Origin of the sequence: Mesobacillus sp., assembly GCF_047739415.1 — a bacterium.
GTDB lineage: Bacteria > Bacillota > Bacilli > Bacillales > Cytobacillaceae > Mesobacillus.
Genome location: NZ_JBIQOE010000101.1, coordinates 14,968 through 33,908, shown reverse-complemented (window position 1 = coordinate 33,908; position 18,941 = coordinate 14,968). Strand labels below are relative to the sequence as shown.

At 40.5% G+C, this 18,941-nt stretch carries 19 protein-coding genes; 13 read left to right on the top strand and 6 right to left on the bottom strand.

Annotated elements, in window-relative coordinates; all coding sequences use genetic code 11:
- The 3 genes from ACH0QE_RS08460 to ACH0QE_RS08450 all read right to left on the bottom strand — a co-directional run.
- Nucleotides 1–507, bottom strand: a 507-nt coding sequence (locus ACH0QE_RS08460) for a flavodoxin-dependent (E)-4-hydroxy-3-methylbut-2-enyl-diphosphate synthase (protein ID WP_415800264.1), incomplete at its 3' end; no start/stop codon positions are given.
- Nucleotides 508–633: 126 nt separating this feature from the next.
- Nucleotides 634–990, bottom strand: a complete 357-nt coding sequence (locus tag ACH0QE_RS08455; protein ID WP_415800260.1) for a hypothetical protein — start codon at nucleotides 988–990, stop codon at nucleotides 634–636.
- 223 nt (nucleotides 991–1,213) lie between these two features.
- Nucleotides 1,214–1,990: a DUF1189 domain-containing protein gene (locus ACH0QE_RS08450; protein WP_415800259.1), complete on the bottom strand. Its 777-nt coding sequence runs from the start codon at nucleotides 1,988–1,990 to the stop codon at nucleotides 1,214–1,216.
- A gap of 220 nt (nucleotides 1,991–2,210) precedes the next feature.
- On the opposite strand from ACH0QE_RS08450, the gene ACH0QE_RS08445 reads away from it, so the two are divergent.
- Nucleotides 2,211–3,842: a Na/Pi cotransporter family protein gene (locus ACH0QE_RS08445; RefSeq protein ID WP_415800258.1), complete on the top strand. Its 1,632-nt coding sequence runs from the start codon at nucleotides 2,211–2,213 to the stop codon at nucleotides 3,840–3,842.
- A 68-nt stretch (nucleotides 3,843–3,910) separates the two neighbouring features.
- Nucleotides 3,911–4,390: a DUF456 domain-containing protein gene (locus tag ACH0QE_RS08440; RefSeq protein ID WP_415800257.1), complete on the top strand. Its 480-nt coding sequence runs from the start codon at nucleotides 3,911–3,913 to the stop codon at nucleotides 4,388–4,390.
- Between the two features lie 756 nt (nucleotides 4,391–5,146).
- Here the strand turns inward: ACH0QE_RS08440 and ACH0QE_RS08435 are convergent.
- Nucleotides 5,147–5,839 carry a Crp/Fnr family transcriptional regulator gene (locus ACH0QE_RS08435; protein WP_415800256.1) on the bottom strand — a complete coding sequence of 231 codons (693 nt, stop codon included), beginning with the start codon at nucleotides 5,837–5,839 and terminating at the stop codon, nucleotides 5,147–5,149.
- 435 nt (nucleotides 5,840–6,274) lie between these two features.
- Here ACH0QE_RS08435 and ACH0QE_RS08430 point away from each other — a divergent pair, with 435 nt between their 5' ends.
- The 8 genes from ACH0QE_RS08430 to phoU all read left to right on the top strand — a co-directional run bounded on the left by ACH0QE_RS08430 (nucleotide 6,275) and on the right by phoU (nucleotide 15,300).
- The gene (locus ACH0QE_RS08430; RefSeq protein ID WP_415800255.1) at nucleotides 6,275–6,883 is read left to right on the top strand and encodes a superoxide dismutase; all 609 of its coding nucleotides are present in this window, start codon (nucleotides 6,275–6,277) and stop codon (nucleotides 6,881–6,883) included.
- A gap of 140 nt (nucleotides 6,884–7,023) precedes the next feature.
- Nucleotides 7,024–8,244: an MFS transporter gene (locus ACH0QE_RS08425; protein WP_415800254.1), complete on the top strand. Its 1,221-nt coding sequence runs from the start codon at nucleotides 7,024–7,026 to the stop codon at nucleotides 8,242–8,244.
- Between the two features lie 195 nt (nucleotides 8,245–8,439).
- Nucleotides 8,440–10,584 carry a peptidoglycan D,D-transpeptidase FtsI family protein gene (locus ACH0QE_RS08420; protein WP_415800263.1) on the top strand — a complete coding sequence of 715 codons (2,145 nt, stop codon included), beginning with the start codon at nucleotides 8,440–8,442 and terminating at the stop codon, nucleotides 10,582–10,584.
- Nucleotides 10,585–10,805: 221 nt separating this feature from the next.
- Nucleotides 10,806–11,771 (top strand): PstS family phosphate ABC transporter substrate-binding protein, encoded by a 966-nt coding sequence (locus tag ACH0QE_RS08415; RefSeq protein WP_415800253.1) that lies wholly within the window; start codon nucleotides 10,806–10,808, stop codon nucleotides 11,769–11,771.
- 193 nt (nucleotides 11,772–11,964) lie between these two features.
- On the top strand, nucleotides 11,965–12,870 hold the full coding sequence (pstC, locus tag ACH0QE_RS08410; protein ID WP_415800262.1) for a phosphate ABC transporter permease subunit PstC: 906 nt from the start codon (nucleotides 11,965–11,967) through the stop codon (nucleotides 12,868–12,870).
- A 1-nt stretch (nucleotide 12,871) separates the two neighbouring features.
- Nucleotides 12,872–13,756, top strand: a complete 885-nt coding sequence (gene pstA / locus ACH0QE_RS08405; RefSeq protein WP_415800251.1) for a phosphate ABC transporter permease PstA — start codon at nucleotides 12,872–12,874, stop codon at nucleotides 13,754–13,756.
- Between the two features lie 36 nt (nucleotides 13,757–13,792).
- Nucleotides 13,793–14,602, top strand: a complete 810-nt coding sequence (pstB, locus tag ACH0QE_RS08400; protein ID WP_415800261.1) for a phosphate ABC transporter ATP-binding protein PstB — start codon at nucleotides 13,793–13,795, stop codon at nucleotides 14,600–14,602.
- Between the two features lie 38 nt (nucleotides 14,603–14,640).
- Complete coding sequence (gene phoU / locus ACH0QE_RS08395; RefSeq protein ID WP_415800250.1) at nucleotides 14,641–15,300, top strand: phosphate signaling complex protein PhoU; 660 nt, start codon at nucleotides 14,641–14,643, stop codon at nucleotides 15,298–15,300.
- A 91-nt stretch (nucleotides 15,301–15,391) separates the two neighbouring features.
- On the opposite strand, the gene ACH0QE_RS08390 is transcribed toward phoU, so the two are convergent.
- Together ACH0QE_RS08390 and ACH0QE_RS08385 are read right to left on the bottom strand one after the other, a co-directional pair.
- Nucleotides 15,392–15,904 carry a hypothetical protein gene (locus ACH0QE_RS08390; RefSeq protein ID WP_415800248.1) on the bottom strand — a complete coding sequence of 171 codons (513 nt, stop codon included), beginning with the start codon at nucleotides 15,902–15,904 and terminating at the stop codon, nucleotides 15,392–15,394.
- Nucleotides 15,901–16,275, bottom strand: coding sequence for a hypothetical protein (locus ACH0QE_RS08385; protein ID WP_415800247.1), 375 nt, complete (start codon nucleotides 16,273–16,275; stop codon nucleotides 15,901–15,903). Before ACH0QE_RS08385 ends, ACH0QE_RS08390 begins: the two co-directional genes overlap by 4 nt.
- A gap of 329 nt (nucleotides 16,276–16,604) precedes the next feature.
- Between ACH0QE_RS08385 and ACH0QE_RS08380 the strand changes: the two genes are divergently transcribed.
- The 3 genes from ACH0QE_RS08380 to ACH0QE_RS08370 are packed head-to-tail and all read left to right on the top strand — an operon-like array spanning nucleotide 16,605 to nucleotide 18,887.
- On the top strand, nucleotides 16,605–17,048 hold the full coding sequence (locus ACH0QE_RS08380) for a DUF4912 domain-containing protein (protein ID WP_415800246.1): 444 nt from the start codon (nucleotides 16,605–16,607) through the stop codon (nucleotides 17,046–17,048).
- Nucleotides 17,045–18,277 (top strand): glycosyltransferase family 4 protein, encoded by a 1,233-nt coding sequence (locus tag ACH0QE_RS08375; RefSeq protein ID WP_415800245.1) that lies wholly within the window; start codon nucleotides 17,045–17,047, stop codon nucleotides 18,275–18,277. The genes ACH0QE_RS08380 and ACH0QE_RS08375 overlap by 4 nt, the downstream gene beginning before the upstream one ends.
- Nucleotides 18,255–18,887, top strand: a complete 633-nt coding sequence (locus tag ACH0QE_RS08370) for a hypothetical protein (RefSeq protein WP_415800244.1) — start codon at nucleotides 18,255–18,257, stop codon at nucleotides 18,885–18,887. Before ACH0QE_RS08375 ends, ACH0QE_RS08370 begins: the two co-directional genes overlap by 23 nt.
- The last annotated feature ends 54 nt before the right edge of the window (nucleotides 18,888–18,941 follow it).

The following is an 18,941-nucleotide window of genomic DNA, read 5'->3' as shown; positions in this document are numbered from 1 at the left end:
ATGGAAATCAAGGTCCTCGAGGATTTTGATGTGGTGCAGAGCACTCTCTACCATTCCATCTGCTGTAGGATAGCCGTATTTCTCAAGAATCCGTCTCTCAAGAGAGCCAGCATTAACACCGATTCTGATAGGGATCCCGCGCTCTTTTGCAGCTTTTACAACAGCCTCTACCTTTTCACGCTTTCCGATATTACCCGGATTGATCCTGATTTTATCAGCTCCGCCCTCAATTGCTTTAAGTGCAAGGCGGTAATCAAAATGGATATCAACAACAAGTGGTATGTTTATTCTTTTTTTGATTTCAGAAATGGCATTTGCTGCTCTTTCATCCGGACAAGCAACACGGACAACCTGGCAGCCTGCTTCTTCCAGGCGCATGATTTCAGCGACTGTCGCTTCAACATCATGCGTCTTGGTTGTGGTCATACTCTGGATGACAACTTCATTGTTGCCTCCAATGGTTAAATTCCCAACCTTTATCGGACGGGTTTTGGTACGATGTATAATTTCACTCAACAGTGATTCGCTCCTTTGAAAAATGGAATTCATGAATATGTTCCTAAAGTTGCATAACCCCATTTTATCAATCTTTTGTTCAAATTGACAAGGAAAGACTTCAATTGTTAGCCTTTGCTAATTTTGGCTGCTGTAGTCCGGGAATTTATAAACGTTTCCGAATTTGATTTTTTGGGGATCTGTACCATCGTTCAACTTTTTAAAGTCTTCCACTGCTTGTGAGACAGGAACGTCCAATGGATTGTCCAGATAACTGTCAATTACTGATAGTACAGTATCGCCAGGCAGTACTTCGTGTTCAAAAAAAGGGATTTCTTGTGTGTTTTTTGTTTCTGCCTTTTCCATTTCTGCCATTTCTGCTTTTGATGTTTCAGGTTCCTGCATTTTCGTTGCTGGAAGTGTTCCTATGCTCAGATCATTGTAGACTGCGTAAGCTACTATCAAGAAAACCAATAATCCTGCCAGTTTTTTCATAGGACCTTCCTCCTTAAATGCTTATATCATTATTTATGCAGGAGAAATAGAGTTAAGAACCAATTTGATAGAAAAAATGAAAGTTTATATAAAGAGAATAAAAATAATCTATCTGTCAGGATTGAGGGATTGGAATTGTTTAAGAGGAGACATAACGGGGCAGATAGAGAGAAAATCTTATGTAATTAAAAAGAAAGAAAAAAATACGCCAGAGGCGCATTTCTTAACTTTCCGAATGTTTCTTGGCGGGCAGCTCTTTAATCGCCAGTAAAAGCATCATTGAAGCAACAAACCAATTAACGGAGAAACTGAAGGGTACTTCAGTTTTTAATAATGCCATGATCGTGAAAAATATAGTAGGGAGTGTTGTGCTATATGCGGCCATCCTCCATAAGTGTCTGTATTGCAGCTTTCTCCCAGCAAGATTTTTCAATAGAAGACCAAAGAGCGCTAATAGAGAAACCTCAATGAATTTCATACCGCTGGAAAAAACATAGACCACAATAAATAGTATCCCCAGCAATACAGGGAGCGAGGATTCAGCCGTATTGATGAGAGAAATAATGTCATCCTTCGTCATAGATTCAGTTGTTAAAAAGGAGTAGGGAACTGCATTAGTTTCGCCGCCAGCAGCCAGTACAATTTCCTTTTGAAGCATTGCAACGTTTGCATCCATGCCAGCCAGTTCACTTTCAGCGATAGCACCGGTAGGGTCAAAAATTAACGTGAAACTCCCATTTTTAATTGTTAACGGTTCCTTAATGTCTGACTGCAGTACTCCCTCTTGAATCGTAAAAGAAGGTAAATCTGTTTTGATGGATTGCTTGACCGAGCCAACAGCTTCGGAGATCCCAACAAACATATAATAGACTACAGGCAAAATGGATATTAGGGTCAGAATGAAGACAAATAAGATGGTTTTACCTATTCCCTGGAATCGCGTTTCTGCTATTGCCTTAGGGGAATACACGCTTTTTGCTATTTGTGTGAATATACTCATGAATACACGTCCTTTAATAGAATTACACTCACTATTTTAGCTTTTCACATAGATAAATAACAACCTTTTTACCTTCTCTTTGTAACGTATTTGTAACATAACGAAGAAATGTTAAGGTATTGTAAATTCGAAGTAAAAATAGTTTACTTTTCATTAATATTTCCTTCATAATAAGCTGTGTTTGTAGATGTTTGTCGAAATAAATCTAGGGGTTGAAAAAATGGAATTGAATTTACAAGAAATGCTGTTTGAGTTCTTTGGTGGACTTGGTATCTTCTTATACGGCATTAAATTCATGGGTGATGGTTTGCAGAAATCAGCGGGGGACCGACTGCGGGATATTCTCGACCGCTTTACCACTAATCCACTGATGGGTGTACTGGCAGGTATTTTTGTTACAGTCCTTTTACAAACAAGTAGTGGAACAACTGTTATTACGGTAGGACTTGTAAGTGCCGGATTTATGACGCTTAGGCAGGCAATTGGGGTCATTATGGGTGCGAATATCGGGACAACAGTTACTGCCTTTATCATTGGTATCGACATAGGCGAGTATGCTTTGCCGATTATAGCGGTTGGATCGATTATGTTATTTTTCTTCAAGAACAAAAAAGTTCATAATATTGGACAAATCGTATTTGGCTTCGGGGCCTTGTTCTTCGGCCTTGAACTTATGAGCGGTGGCATGAAACCACTGAGAAGTCTGGAAGCTTTCCAAGACCTTACAGTGGAAATGAGTTCAAATCCAATTCTTGGTGTAGTAGTTGGTACTGTGTTTACTGTAATTGTCCAGAGCTCAAGTGCAACGATTGGTATTTTACAAAGCTTGCATGCTGAGTCGATGATTAATTTACAGGGAGCATTGCCAATTCTGTTCGGTGACAATATCGGTACAACAATTACAGCTGTTCTGGCTGCGATTGGTACTTCAGTAGCAGCTAAGAGAGCAGCTGCAACACACGTTTTGTTCAACTTAATAGGAACAACCTTATTTCTAATAATCTTGGGACCATTCACTTCACTGATCGAACTCCTAAGAGATAACCTTAACTTGAATCCAGAGATGTCCATTGCTTTTGCTCATGGTATCTTTAACACAACAAATACATTGATACAGTTACCTTTCATCGCGATTTTGGCATTGATCGTGACTAAATTGATCCCTGGTGAAGATTCCATCGTTGATTACAAGGCTCAACATCTTGATCCAGTTTTCATTGAGCAATCACCATCAATCGCGCTTGGACAGGCTAAGGAAGAAGTCCTCCGCATGGGTAAGTTTGCATTAAAGGGACTCGAAGAAACGAATGAGTTTTTAAAGACAAAGAATACAAAGCATTCCTCGAATGCGTATCAGCTAGAGGAAGCAATCAATAACCTTGACCGTAAAATTACAGACTATCTGGTAGACTTGTCACAAAGCTCTCTATCAGGACATGAATCAGAAGAGCACAGCATGCTGATCGATACAGTCCGTGATATTGAAAGAATCGGGGACCACTTCGAAAATATTGTAGAACTGATCGAGTACCAGCAGGCAAATAAAGTGAAAATGACTAATACGGCTATGGAAGATTTGGAAGTAATGTTTAACTTGACCGTAAGTACAGTAGAAGAGGCGCTTCAGGCATTGGATCAGAAGAATCTTGATGCTGCAAGAGCGGTAGTCACAAAAGAAGATGAAATTGACAGAATGGAACGAACGCTTAGAAAGCAGCATATCCTTCGCATGAATGAAGGACAGTGTTCTGGACAGGCTGGTATCGTTTTCGTTGACATCATCAGCAACCTGGAGCGAATCGGCGACCATGCAGTAAATATCGCTGAGTACGTTTTGGGAGAGCAAAAATAGTGGTAAAATAAGCAAAGGGAAACCTTTGCTTATTTTTTTTAATTTTATCTAAAAAAAGGATGGATTAGATGGATGTTGTTTATTGGATAATTATTGGAGTGTTATTCGTAGGAGCCTTTGCAAGCTTAGTGGTTCCCATCTTGCCTGGTGTACTTTTAATGTTGGGCGGTTTTATCCTTTACGGCTTGTTTTTTTCATTCGAGCCTTTTAACTGGTTATTTTGGTCTGTCCAGGGGCTTTTTGTTGCCTTGTTGTTTGGTGCTGATTATATTGCCAACATCGTTGGTGTAAAAAAATATGGCGGGAGCAAGGCAGGGATGTGGGGAAGTACAATAGGTTTGTTGGTTGGACCTTTTGTAATTCCAATCGTCGGTATCCTGATCGGTCCATTTTTAGGAGCGGCATTGGCTGAACTGCTGGTTAATAAAAAGAATTTGAATGATGCGATTAAGGTCGGCTTCGGTTCTGTGGTAGGTTTTGTCAGCAGTGTGGTGACAAAAGGAATTATCATGACCATCATGCTCGTTTATTTCTTCATACTGATATAAAAAATCGTGCATCTTAAGCACGATTTTTTGTATATGGCTGCCATATTGGTCCTTAATCATGTTTAGTTTTATTAGATGGTAAAAATCTTTCATAAATATACCCTTATGCAGGAGTTACGACTCCTATAAGAATGCATTTAAAAGGTAATCGTACCCTTATGCGAAAGCTTCGCATCCCATAAGGTAACAATTAAAGGCTAATCGTACCCTTATGAGGCAGGTTCGCATCCCATAAGGTAACAATTAAAGGCAAATCGTACCCTTATGAGCCAGGTTCGCATCCCATAAGGTAACAATTAAGAGCAAATCGTACCCTTATGAGGCAGCTTCGTCTCCTATAAGGTAACAATTAAGAGCAAATCGTACCCTTATGAGGCAGGTTCACATCCCATAAGGTAACAATTAAGGGCAAATCGTACCCTTATGAGGCAGGTTCACATCCCATAAGGTAACAATTAAGGGCTAATCATACCCTTATGAGGCAGGTTCGCATCCCATAAGGTAACAATTAAGGGCTAATCATACCCTTATGAGGCAGGTTCGCATCCCATAAGGTAACAATTAATGGCAAATCGTACCCTTATGAGGCAGCTTCGTCTCCTATAAGGTAACAATTAAGGGCAAATCGTACCCTTATGAGGCAGGTTCACATCCCATAAGGTAACAATTAAGGGCAAATCGTACCCTTATGAGGCAACTTCGTCTCCTATAAGGTAACTTTTAGGAGCGTGTCCTTATGCTTTATTGTGGCGATGATTAATTTAGCCCGCAAATTTCAAATGAACAATTCTGGCAGTCGACTTCTTTCTTTAAATATGCCAGGTTCTTTACCGTGAACTTAAGCTGATCATAAGCGATGACGTCTTTCTCGCGTAATTCCTTCAACATTCTTTGGATAACTTCTCGTGTTCCGTATGTTAGATTGGCCAACTCCTGGTGGGTGAGGGGCAGATCGATCAAGATGCCTTCATCTGTCATCACGCCATAACTATTGCACAGTCTGATCAAAATGGAGTACAAGCCGCCTTTCTTGCCGTTCATGATCAGATCCTGACATTTCATCTGTGCTTTGAGGTATCTGGTACTTAGCCAGTTTACCATCGCGTTCATAGCAGTTTTATCGTTCATAATGAATTCCTCAAATTGCTCTCTTTTGATCATGAGGATTTCACATTCTGTAAGAGTCTTAGCTGAAAAGTGATAACGCGGATTATGCTTGAACAGTTCATATTCAATAATCATTTCTTCACCATTCAAGATTTTTAGGATGAATTCCTTTCCTTTCATATGGACACGGCCAACAGATACACTTCCACTGAGGATGACATAAACATTCTGTACATTTTCATCTTCCTGAAATAGCATTGTATCCGGCTTGATTTTTTGAATTGTTTCCCGATCAATGAAGTTTTGCAAAATTAAGCTATATAATGATATATTTTTGTCCATCAAGGTCGTCTCCTTATTAAGCCTTTCTATACTTTTGATTTAAAAGAATTGTTAGTACTGTGTCAACGGTGTATTGGGAATAAATGGGACGATTTTGCTGTAGATGCGACTTATATCGTTGACAGGACTGCATTTGAGCAATATTGACGATTTTCTGAAACTTTCTCGAGTGGCTCCTTCGTGGTTTTATCAATCCTGACCACCAACCAGATTTTCGAAGCTTTTTTCATTGATGATCCACTTAATGAAAACAAAGTGTATATAACGTCGAAGAATAGGGGATTTTAAACTCGTTATATGAAAGCATTTTATTTGAAACGATTGCCGTTCTTTGGTAATCTAAACAAGAAGCACTTTTAGAACAATTCTAATAACAGAATTATGTAAAAGGTTTTGTTCTGGGAGTGAAACACGATACATAGGAGGATGTTAAAAATGGCATTTGAATTACCACAATTACCTTACGCATATGATGCACTTGAGCCACACATCGACAAAGAAACAATGAATATTCACCACACTAAGCACCACAATACTTATGTAACTAACCTTAACAACGCTTTGGAAGGAAACGAAGAGCTTCTTTCTAAAACTGTTGAAGAAGTTGTTGCTAACCTTGATGCAGTTCCTGAAGCCGCACGTACTGCTGTTCGCAACAACGGTGGCGGACACGCTAACCACTCTTTATTCTGGCAAGTTATCTCTCCAAACGGAGGCGGCGAGCCTAATGGCGAACTAGCAGAAGCAATCAACTCTAAATTTGGCGGCTTCGAAGGCTTCAAAGAAGAGTTCTCTAAGGCTGCAACTACTCGTTTCGGCTCAGGCTGGGCTTGGCTTGTTGTTAACAATGGTGAGCTTGAAGTTACTAGTACTCCAAACCAGGATTCTCCATTAATGGAAGGCAAGACTCCAATTCTTGGACTTGATGTTTGGGAGCATGCATACTACCTGAACTATCAAAACAGAAGACCAGAATACATTGGTGCATTCTGGAACGTTGTTAACTGGGAAGAAGTTAGCAAGCGATTCGCTTCTGCAAAATAATTGAAGATACAAGAGGGGCTGCAATTGATTGCAGTCTCTCTTTTTGTTTGTACTCCTCCATCCTTAAAAGACCCTCGGGAAAAACTGAATAACCCCCTTTACTTTGTTAGAAACTACCCAAGAGAAAAGGGGAGTCGATCATGAGCAAAGTAAACAGATTATTAGGAGACATTGAATTGACAAAGGATTTAGCGCTCCTATTGATTATTGGGGGATTGTACTCATTGAGCATTGCCCTTTCGAATACCTTTGTTAACATTTATTTATGGAAGCAATCTGGAGAACTTGCCGATCTGGCAATGTATAATTTATCGATTGTCGTTGCTCAGCCACTTACATTCATCCTTGCAGGGAGATGGGCAAAAAAGATCGACAGGGTCATTGTTCTACGAATCGGTGTCATCTTTCTGGCTTTGTTTTATATAACAGTTTTGCTTGTAGGCACTAAAGCTTCCGATTTCTTACTATTATTAGGAGTGCTTTTAGGAATAGGATACGGTTTTTATTGGCTTGCCTACAATGTACTCACTTTTGAAATCACTGAACCGGAAACACGTGATTTCTTTAATGGTTTTCTTGGCATCCTTGGTTCAGTCGGTGGAATGATTGGACCTGTTGCGGCAGGATTCATTATTTCCAGGCTTGAGAAATTGACAGGCTATACGGTAGTATTTGGACTTTCATTGGGTCTTTTTTCAATCGCAGTATTGCTAAGTTTCTTCCTGAAACGCAGGCCTGCCCATGGGAAGTATTGGTTTCGACGCATAATAACTGAAAGGAAGCATGATAAAAATTGGAGGATGATTACAAATGCTCATTTTTTCCAAGGGCTGAGGGAGGGAGTATTTGTTTTCATTGTTTCGGTTTTTGTATTTATTGCCACAGATAGCGAAATGGCGTTGGGCACCTATGGATTGATTAATTCAGGAATTTCATTTCTTGCCTATTTTTTTGTCTCAAGAATGCTGAAAAAGGAACACAGGAAAAAAGCAATTCTCGTAGGCGGGGTGATTCTTTTCTTAGCCATTTTCCTGATTGTTTTCCAGGTCAGCTATTTCCGTCTGCTGTTATATGCGGCTCTGATTGCAGTCGCTTATCCATTGCTTCTCGTTCCGTATGCATCAATGACCTATGACGTGATTGGACGGGGCTGGAAAGCTGCTGAAATGAGAATCGAATATATAGTTGTCCGCGAATTATTTTTGAACCTTGGCCGTGTTGCGTCGATATTATTATTCCTGGTTTCAATCCATTTGTTCAATGAAGAAAGGGCAATACCCATCCTACTTGTCATCCTTGGGAGTGGACATACACTGATCTACTTTTTTATCAGGAAAATTCATCTGAAAGCCCCAGCATGACCGGGATGATCCCCCGGTCTTTTTCTATAATCAAATATAATTGGAAAATCTTTCTGCCATAGTTTATTGATAGAAAAAAACGGCCAACTTCGATAAAATAATATAGTGCATAATCATGGACATACAGACTGAAGAGGTGGGAGAGGCTTGAATAAGAAGAAAAAGAAGAAAACGCATGTGCCATTCAGGCTGAATATGTTGTTTTTTGCAGTATTTGTTTTGTTTTCTATGCTGATTTTAAGACTTGGCATTGTTCAAATTGTTTACGGTGAGGATTTTAAAAGGGAAATAGAGCGAACTGAAGACGTTACCGTGAACAATCCAGTTCCGAGAGGGAAAATGTACGACCGGAACATGAAAACGATTGTCGATAATACGCCCAGTAAGGCTATAACATATACAAAGAGTCAGAGCACTGAGACAAAAGAGATGCTCATGGTAGCAGAACGACTCGCAAAACTGATATCAAAGGATTCTGAAGAGGATTTAAAGAAAGTCAGAGAACGGGACAAAAAGGATTATTGGATCTTAACAAATGAAGAGCGTGCCAGAGAAAAAATCAAAGAAAAAGAATGGGCACAGTATGATGAAAAAAAGCTGGATGATAAAGCCCTTTATAATCTCCAGCTGGATCGCATTACTGAAAACGAGCTCAATGAATTAACTAAAGAGGATCTTGAAATACTCGCTATTTTACGTGAGATGATGAGCGGATACGCATTATCGCCTCAAATCGTCAAAAAAGAGGTAACACCGGAGGAGTTCGCTATTGTCAGTGAGAACCTCGAAATGCTGCCAGGTGTCGACACAACGACTGACTGGGAGCGAAAATATTCTTATGACAAAACGCTTAGGTCGATTCTAGGAAAAGTAAGTGATTCCGAAAAGGGACTTCCGAAAGAAAAGCTTGAGTATTATCTTGCTCGCGGTTACAGCCGGAACGACAGAGTCGGCTTAAGTTACATTGAACAGCAATATGAAGATGTTCTTCATGGTCAGAAGGCAAAAGTAAAAAACATTACCGACAAGGGCGGAAATGTCCTGGATTCAAAGATCATTTCCGAAGGACAGCGAGGCAAGGACCTTGTGCTGACGATTGACATGGATCTTCAGCTCGCTGTAGAAAAAATTATTGAAGAAGAATTGGCGAAGGCGAAGCAACAGCCAAGAACAGGACTGCTGGACAGGGCATTTGTTGTATTAATGGACCCTAACACAGGAGAAGTGTTGTCGCTAGCCGGGAAGCAGATCGTTAAGGATGAAGAAACAGGAAAAACGGTCATGCAGGATTTTGCGAGCGGGAACTTTACAACTTCATATAATGTCGGGTCTGCTGTTAAAGGAGCAACAATTTTAACAGGCTTCAATACCGGAGCAATTAGTCCTGGTACACAGTTTTACGATACACCTATTAAGATAAAAGGCACGAACCCGAAAAAATCCTGGAAGGCAGGATTAGGTACTCTTGATGACCGCAATGCCCTGAAGGTATCGTCTAACGTATACATGTTCAGGACTGCGATAAATATAGGTAAGGGTAATTACAAATATGATCAGCCATTGTATCTTGAACCACAAGCATTTGATACGATGAGAAATTATTTCAGTCAATTCGGCCTTGGGACAAGAACAGGAATTGACCTGCCTAACGAGATGGTCGGTTTCAAGGGAACAGAGAAAAGGCCAGGTCTCTTGCTTGACTTTGCGATTGGCCAGTATGATACGTACACAACGCTTCAATTGGCACAATATGTTTCAACAATCGCGAATGGCGGCAATAGGCTTCAGCCAAGAATTGTAAAAGAAATTAGGGAGCCGGTCATGAAAAATAATGAGGTCGGTCCCGTACTGAATGAGCTTGAGCCTGTCATCCTGAACAAGGTTGATGCCAAGCCTGAATGGTTCGACAGAGTCCAGGAAGGATTCAGAAGGGTTATGCAGGAAAGAGGCGGTACGGCCTATGGAGCATTTTATACTGCTGATTACAAACCTGCTGGCAAAACGGGTACAGCACAAGCTTTTTATGATGGCCCAAAAAGGAAGAATTATGACCTTCCTCCTGAAGTGATGAACTTGAGCCTGGTTGCTTATGCTCCCCATGAAAATCCGGAAATTGCGATGGCTGTCATGGTTCCTTGGGCATATGAAGGCAATCAAGGCCACCATGCAAATAATGACATCGGGCGGAGAGTCCTGGATACGTATTTCGAACTGAAAAAGAAACGCCTTGAGGGAAATATGAATCCCGAACAGCCAATCCAGGAAATTGAAAAGAAAGAAGAAGGAACTGATCTTTTAGAGGAAATCGATGAAGAAATCGATGAAGAAATCGAGCAATGATGCTAGACTAAACTGTCTCTATTGAGACAGTTTTTTTTTATTTGCCCTGGGTATACTATCTTCAACAGGCAAAACTTATTACCTGTTTTTCGACAATATAAGCCAAAAAACAATAAATTTACAAAACCTTTACATTCAGTTAAAACAGTCTTAAAAGAAGAACAGTATTCTTGGTCTTGTAGGACATAACAACAACCACATCTCGTAGGGGGAATTAAAGAATGAAAAGTCTTAAGAAGATGAGTGTGTTTTTAATGCTGGCAGCTGTAATGGTATTCACTGCAGCTTGCGGTGGTGGAGATAATGAAGGTGGAAATGGCGAAAACGGTGAAGAACTAGAAGGCAGCGTGGTCATCGACGGTTCTGGTACAGTGTATCCTTTTATGGCACGTATGGCTGAAAACTATATGGGTGAACAGGAAAACGTTTCTGTTGAAGTAAGCCGCTCCGGAACATCAGCGGGCTTCAAGAAATTCCTTGTTAAAGAAGATGGTACTGATTTCAATGATGCTTCCCGTCAAATCAAAGACGAAGAGAAAGCTCAGGCTGAAGAGCTTGGAATCGAAGTTCAAGAAATGAAAGTTGCATTGGATGGTATTACAATCGTCATTAATAAAGAAAATGACTGGGCTACTGAGCTTACAGAGCAGGAAGTTAAGGACATTTTCCTTGCAAGCGCTGGAAAGAAAAAATGGTCTGATGTTCGTGCAGATTTCCCTGATGAAGAAATCAAAACATATGGCCCTAACGAAAACCACGGAACTTACGAGTTTATGTTCGAAAATATCCTTGAAGAACAAGATTTAGTTGAAGGTATAAACCTTCAGCAAGACTACTCTACACTTGTAGACCTAGTATCAAAAGATAAGAATGCAATTGGTTTCTTCGGTTACGGTTACTATGACAGCAACAAAGATAAGCTTTCTGCTGTAAAAGTTGACTTTGGAAATGGTCCTGTTGAGCCTTCATTAGATACAATCAAAGAAGATGGCGATTATGCACCATTCACACGTCCAGTTTTCACATACATGAATGTGAACCATGCAAAAGAAAAGGCACAAGTTCTTGATTATGCTATTTATACAATGAACAATGCTCAAGATGTCGCAGCAGAGACTGGTTTCGCTCCATTGTCTGACGAAGATGTCAAAGCTACTCTTGATACTTTAAATGGGTTGAAGAAGTAATTTCTTAACGATGTTGGTTAAAGAAGATGAGAGGTCTGACCTTCTCATCTTCTTGCGTGTGTTAAAGATTAATTTGTCTTTCCTGGGGTACTATAAGTTAAAGTTCTTCCTTGGATGAGAAGGATGAAAGGGGTTTTTCTAAGTGGTTAAAAGTGTTGTGCATGATAATAGCAGCAAACTGAATGTACGGGAAATGATACAAGAAAAGAAGAAAACGAAAAGTATCAACAATTACACAGAAAAATTCATTCCTAAAGTCTTGTTTGGAATCGCAGCTATTTCTGTTTTTACGACAATTGGAATTGTACTTACATTATTAACGGAAACAATCGCCTTTTTTAAAGACGTTCCATTTATAGATTTCTTTACAGGCACTAAGTTAAAGCCTTTAGGAGAAAATGCTGTCTTTGGAGTACTGCCTTTGCTTACTGGGACACTAATTTCGACAGTAATCGCAATGCTTGTGGCCATTCCAATTGGTCTTATGACTGCAATTTTCCTGAGTGAGTATGCCTCTGACAAAACTCGCAGAGCATTAAAACCAGTTTTGGAAGTTTTGGCAGGTATACCAACAATTGTATATGGCTTTTTTGCTTTTACATTTGTAACACCTCTATTAAGATCTTTTATTCCTGGCCTAGAACCAACAAATATTTTAAGCCCGGGGCTTGTTATGGGGATAATGATCATCCCAATGGTTGCTTCTTTATCTGAAGATGCGATGAGCTCGGTTCCTAATGCGATGAGAGAAGGTGCGCTGGCTCTAGGAGCAACAAAGCTTGAAGTCACCTGGAAAGTAGTCATTCCTGCTGCAATCTCAGGTATCATTGCTTCTTTTGTGCTGGGTATATCAAGGGCGATTGGGGAAACCATGATTGTGGCCATCGCCAGCGGAAGTTCAAAAAACTTCACCTTCGACGTTACACAATCGATGCAAACGATGACGGCGTATATTGTTGAAGTAACTGGCGGCGAGGCGGCTGCAGGCACAACCTTATACTACAGTCTTTATGCTGTTGCCATGACATTGTTTGTGTTCACGCTGATCATGAACCTTATCGCTCAGTATATCTCTCGCAAGTTCAGGGAGGAATATTAAGATGAAATATGTAGATTCAACTCAAGTTCAGAAAAAAATGGGTTCCAGGTTATTGGCAAACAACCTTGCAAAAGGACTATTCTTGCTTGCCACTCTTTTCGGCCTGATCGTTTTGGTTGTCTTAATCTACCGTGTTTTAAAAGATGGATTACCATGGATCAATGTGGATTTCCTGATGAATAGACTATCGACTGACCCTGAAAGAGCTGGTATCTGGGGCGCGATCACCGGAACACTTTGGCTGATGGTTGTAGTGGCTCCCGTAACGATGATTCTTGGAATCGGAACTGCGATTTATCTTGAAGAATACGCAACAAAGGGCCGTATTTCTTCTTTTATTAAAACCAACATCTCTAATCTGGCAGGGGTTCCTTCTGTTGTTTTCGGTATCCTTGGTTTGACTGTGTTTGCAAGGACCCTTGATTTAGGTTCGGTTGTACTGGCCGGCGGATTGACAATGGCATTACTTGTGCTCCCAGTCGTTGTGGTGGCAAGCCAGGAAGCGATTCGGGCTGTACCTCAATTCCTCCGGGAAGCGTCATATGGCATGGGTGCGACTAAATGGCAGACAATCAAGAATGTTGTTTTGCCAGCTGCATTGCCTGGGATTCTTACTGGTGTTATTCTTGCCCTCTCACGTGCGATTGGGGAAACTGCACCACTTGTCGTTATAGGCATTCCTGCATTGTTAATCCCTGTTCCAGACGGAATCTTTGATAAGTTCACAATCTTGCCGGTACAAATCTATTACTGGACGATTGACTCGGCACTAGTCGCTGAATATGCCAACCTGGCTGCAGCAACAATTGTGATATTATTGTTAGTTTTGTTTATAATGAACTCAATCGCTATTTTAATCCGCAACAAATTCCAAAAGAGATACTAGTGTGGGAGGTTTAATCATATGGCTACGGTGAAAGATATGACAAAAACAAACATGAATACAAATACACCTGACGAGGTCAAAAAAGAGAATAAAAAAGTTGTTTATGATACAAAGGATCTTAACCTTTGGTATGGTGAAGGCCATGCCTTAAAAAATATCAACCTGGCGATAAATGAGAATGAAGTTACAGCCATCATAGGTCCATCCGGCTGCGGTAAATCAACGTATATCAAGACCTTGAATAGAATGGTTGAATTGGTTCCGACTGTGAAAATTTCTGGTGAGATTTTATACAGGGGCCGGAACATCCTTGAAAAATCCTATCAGGTGGAAGACTTGAGAACGAGTGTAGGGATGGTATTCCAAAAGCCAAATCCATTCCCGAAATCCATTTATGAAAATATTGCTTATGGTCCTAAAATCCATGGCATTCGGGACAAGAAAACGCTTGATGAAATTGTGGAAAAAAGCTTAAGAGGAGCAGCGATCTGGGATGAGGTTAAAGACCGACTGAATCAGAACGCATACGGCCTGTCAGGCGGACAGCAGCAGCGTATCTGCATCGCCCGCGCCCTTGCGATTGAACCGGATGTCATCCTGATGGATGAACCTACATCAGCACTTGACCCGATTTCAACATTGAAGGTCGAGGAGCTTGTTCAGGAACTGAAGAAAGATTTCAGCATCATCATTGTCACACATAATATGCAGCAAGCTGCACGTATTTCTGACAAGACTGCATTCTTCCTCAATGGAGAAGTTATTGAGTTTGCTGAGACGGATAAAATTTTCTCCAATCCATCAGACAAAAGAACAGAAGATTATATTACTGGACGATTCGGTTGATTTTTTATCTTGAAATTTCATTGGAAGGATGAGGATGCATGGTAGTTAGAGGGAAGTTTGAAGAAGACCTGAAAACATTGCATGGAAAATTGCTTGAGCTCGGAAACTTTGCGGTCAACGCACTTAACCAGTCATTGGAAGCTCTGGAAAACAAGGATATTGAACTTGCTTTGAAAATCCTTGAAGATGATGCGGAAGCTAATATACTGGAAGAAGAAATCAATGATTTCGCGATTTTGTTGATTGCAAAGCAGCAGCCGGTAGCCGTTGACTTAAGACGTTTGATTGTTGCGATCAAAATTGCGACTGATATCGAAAGAATGGCGGACTTCGCCGTCAACATCGCCAAGTCTACAATCAGGATTGGAAAAGAACCGCTTGTTAAACCGATTGAGCACATCAAGCAGATGCACCAACTATCACTTGAAATGCTGAAACTATCATTGGAAGCCTATAACGAAGAGGATTTAAGCAAAGCAAGACAGGTTGCCCAGATGGACGACCAGGTGGATGATCTATACGGACAGACCATCAAGGAACTATTAAGTCTTGCGCAAACGAAGCCAGAGCAATTGGCCCAAATCACACAGCTGTCATTCATCAGCCGTTATCTTGAACGGGCTGCTGACCATGTGACGAATATAGCCGAAAATGTTTTTTATCTTGTAAAAGGTAAGCGGTACGATCTTAATCAATAAGGATATTTAAAGGAGAGGGGTATCCCCTCTCCTTTTTTGCACATAAAAGTTTTAAAAAAAGACCCTCGTGAAGAGGGCACTGGTAACATCTTTATCTATTTTTCGTGATGATTTTAGCGATTTGGTGATAATCAAGGCCTCTGGTGAGTTCATATTGGCCGATTTGCACCTTTGTGTGGTAGCCCTTGTCAACCAGGAATTTTTCAAATTTCTTTTCATCGTCAATGATTCCCTGGCTCTTCAGCATGATGGCTACGTCACCTGGTGACATACCGCTCGCGATTACTAGTGTAAACTTTTTCTCTTCTTTCACTTCTTCTTCTTTTACATCTTCTTCTTTAGTCTCTGCCTTTTCAGCCGGTGCTTCTTCTTTTTGCTTTTCTTTCTTCACGGCTTCTGCCTTGGCATTGAGTTCGGCAAACTCGCTGCTGTTTAGAACCTTGAAACCTTTTTCCTCAAGAACTTTCTTAGCGTCTGATACAGCAACTTCTTGAGATGCTTCTTTTTTTGGTTCTTTTTCAGCAATTACGCTGCTGCCTGCCCAGAGGAAAATCGCTGCGAAAATAAGTCCTAATGCGAATGCTTGCGCTGTTCGTTTATTCATACGATCTGTCCTTCATCAACAAATTCATTAATGATTTCCTGGACTTCCTGGTTTGTAAGCGATGATTGCTTTGCAATTTGGTTTATATCCATCCCTTGCTGGGCAAGAGACCATACCTGATTTTTTATAATGTCGTGAATTTGGTTTTTGCCAGTATTGAATGAAGATTGCTTTTCCAGGGTTGTATCATTTACGAGCAATTCTTCCTCCAGTACCTTAAGCTTTTTCTTGATCTGGTATAAATCTTGGATTTGCTGGATTGTCAGCTGGTCGATTTCTTCGCGCAATTCTTTATATGGATCTTTCAAAAAGAAAGAAATTGCGAAAAGAAGCGCGGCCAGGACAAAAAGGCTGATGATTATGTAGCCCATCTGTTATTCCTCCCGAGCTGTTATTAGAACACATAGAATTAGTTTACCATTCAAGGTAGGAAAATTCGATTTATATTTTTTTCCTGAAAAAAAATGATAGTTTTGTCTTATTATGATTTCCAGTCGTTGTAAAGCCTGTCGAATCTCCGCCATATTTGTAATCCTAAATGACTATTGAAAAATTAATAAACGTTTTTGCGTAGAGTATCAAGCAAGCTGCAAATTACGACAATTTGCGTTCATTGTGGCTGGCAGACGAACATGCTAACATAAATTTAACGAATCTATTTTCAATTACATTAATATAATGATTAATTTGGGGGTGCATCATGGCGGAGAGAACTCATTATATTAACAAGCTCCAAGATCATTTAGTTGCGAAAATTCTTTCACCTGGAAAGCTGTTTGTTTACTGGCAGCTTCAGGATAAAAAAGTGCGGTTCATTTGCGATTATTTTTACATACCGGAAGAACAGCTCGTTAAGACCTTGCGCTTATATAATCATAACTCCAGAAAGGTCATCCATGAAGTCGTTCTTCGTCATGGTGTATCAAGCTGGCTGTTCAAGGGAATTAAACCAGCCGGTAATTACTATGTTGAACTGGGAATTAAACGAAGCACAGAAACATTTTTTCCATTGTTAAAGTCAAATTCGGCTATCCAGAATAACGATAGCCAGATAAATGCGGACAAACCACTTTCACCTGGGTGGGTCGGAAAGGTAAGCACCTACACATATTATGAGAATCTTGAAGGGAGCATCCTCAAGTGAAAGGCAGCCAGAATCAAAAAGAGAAAACAATCCTGATGCTCTCATGGGAATATCCACCTCATATAATAGGCGGGCTTGCGAGACATGTACATGCTCTGACAACTGAACTTGCAAACAGTAATCAGCAAATTCATGTTTTAACGAGTAAACCCTATGATAGTCAAGAATATGAAATACAAGGTACTGTCCATATCCACCGGGTAAATCCCATTAATGATCAGGATCCAGATTTCCTTTCCTGGATGGCAGGATTGAATCTCGCGGTCATTGAAGAAGCATTGAATATTGCAAAACATATTGAATTTGATGCTGTTCACACCCATGACTGGATGACAGGACCAGCAGCAGAGTTTATCAGCAGAACATTGGGTATCCCATTGATTGCAACGATTCATGGCACTGAATTTGGCCGTAATAAAGGCATTTTCACCGAGCTTCAGCAATTTATTTCAAGGAAAGAGAATGAACTTTGCCATTCTGCACATGCAATCATCGTATGCAGCGATTTTATGAAAGCTGAGATCATCTCATTATTTAGAGTCCCCAGCAACAAGATTACAGTGATCCCTAATGGGGCTCTGACAGAAAAAGTGGATGAACATGATTTCGATATCGAAGAGTTATATCCGTTCATTTTCGGCAAGAAACTGGTTTTCTCAATAGGAAGAATCGTGAAGGAAAAGGGATTTCAAACTTTGATGGAAGCTGCAGTCCTGCTGAAACATAAAGCTGCGGATCTATGCTTTGTAGTGGCGGGAAATGGGCCGTTATTAGAACGGTATAGGGAAAAGGTTGTGGAGATGGGACTGGATGGATTCGTCCATTTTATAGGATTCGTTAATGAAGAAATCCGTTCCAGTTTAATGAAAAGAGCAGATGTGGCTGTTTTTGCCAGCAGCTATGAACCCTTTGGGCTTGCCGCAGCTGAGGCACTTTCCGCTGGCGTCCCGACAGTCGTCGCGAAAACCGGAGGAATGCAAACTTTGATTGAGGATTTTAAAAGCGGGTTCTATATGCAGCCCGGCAATGAAAAAAGCCTTTTCCACATCATTAATTGGATTCTTGAAAATGAAGTCCGCGCTGAGGAAATCGGCCGAACCGGTATGATTTCAGTTTCAGAGAAATTCAGCTGGGAACGAAATGCAAAGACAACAGATACACTATATATAAGCGCGATATCAAACTATTACCATAAGGAGGGTATTAATGAAGACGAATGCTTATCTTAGAATCGACAATGAAGAGAACTTTGAATACAGCAGGAAACCATTGATTTTTAGTCCTGGCATATGGGTCAATGGAAAAGTGTATTGGCTTGGGAGTGTGACGGAGAAACTTTTGCCACAAGAAGATTTATCGATAAAAATCAAACAGGCAAATGTTCATTCAAGGGTAGAATTTTTCAATCTTTATGTGACGAACCATTCCAAAGCTGGCAAAGAAGCAAAATTAATCCTGATGCAGCGTCATGCTGATAGTGTTAATGAACAATTCAGTTTTGTATCACCGAATGAAGATGTCATCTTTCACTTTGCAGATAAAAGGATTTATCTCGTAAACGGTTTGAATAGCAATGGCAGGATGAAGCAGTGTACAGTTCAGCCATTATGGAATGTGAGCACAGAGCGACTCTGGAATTGCCGGGAATCAGGGAGGCTTAATTATCAGCCAATGGCAAAGGGATCGGCCGCCAGCCTATTCTCGCTTGATTTGCAAATGGGCCCTCGTGAAACTCAAAAAAGTAGCTGCTGGATGATCGAAGGAAATGAAAAAAATACGGTTGTTCATTTGAATGAGATGCTTTTAAAAAACACACTAGCAATTCCCGACAAAAAGTGATATTATAGAAAAGTCGTATGCACGAACCTAGCTAGAATAGTTTGGAGGGAAATT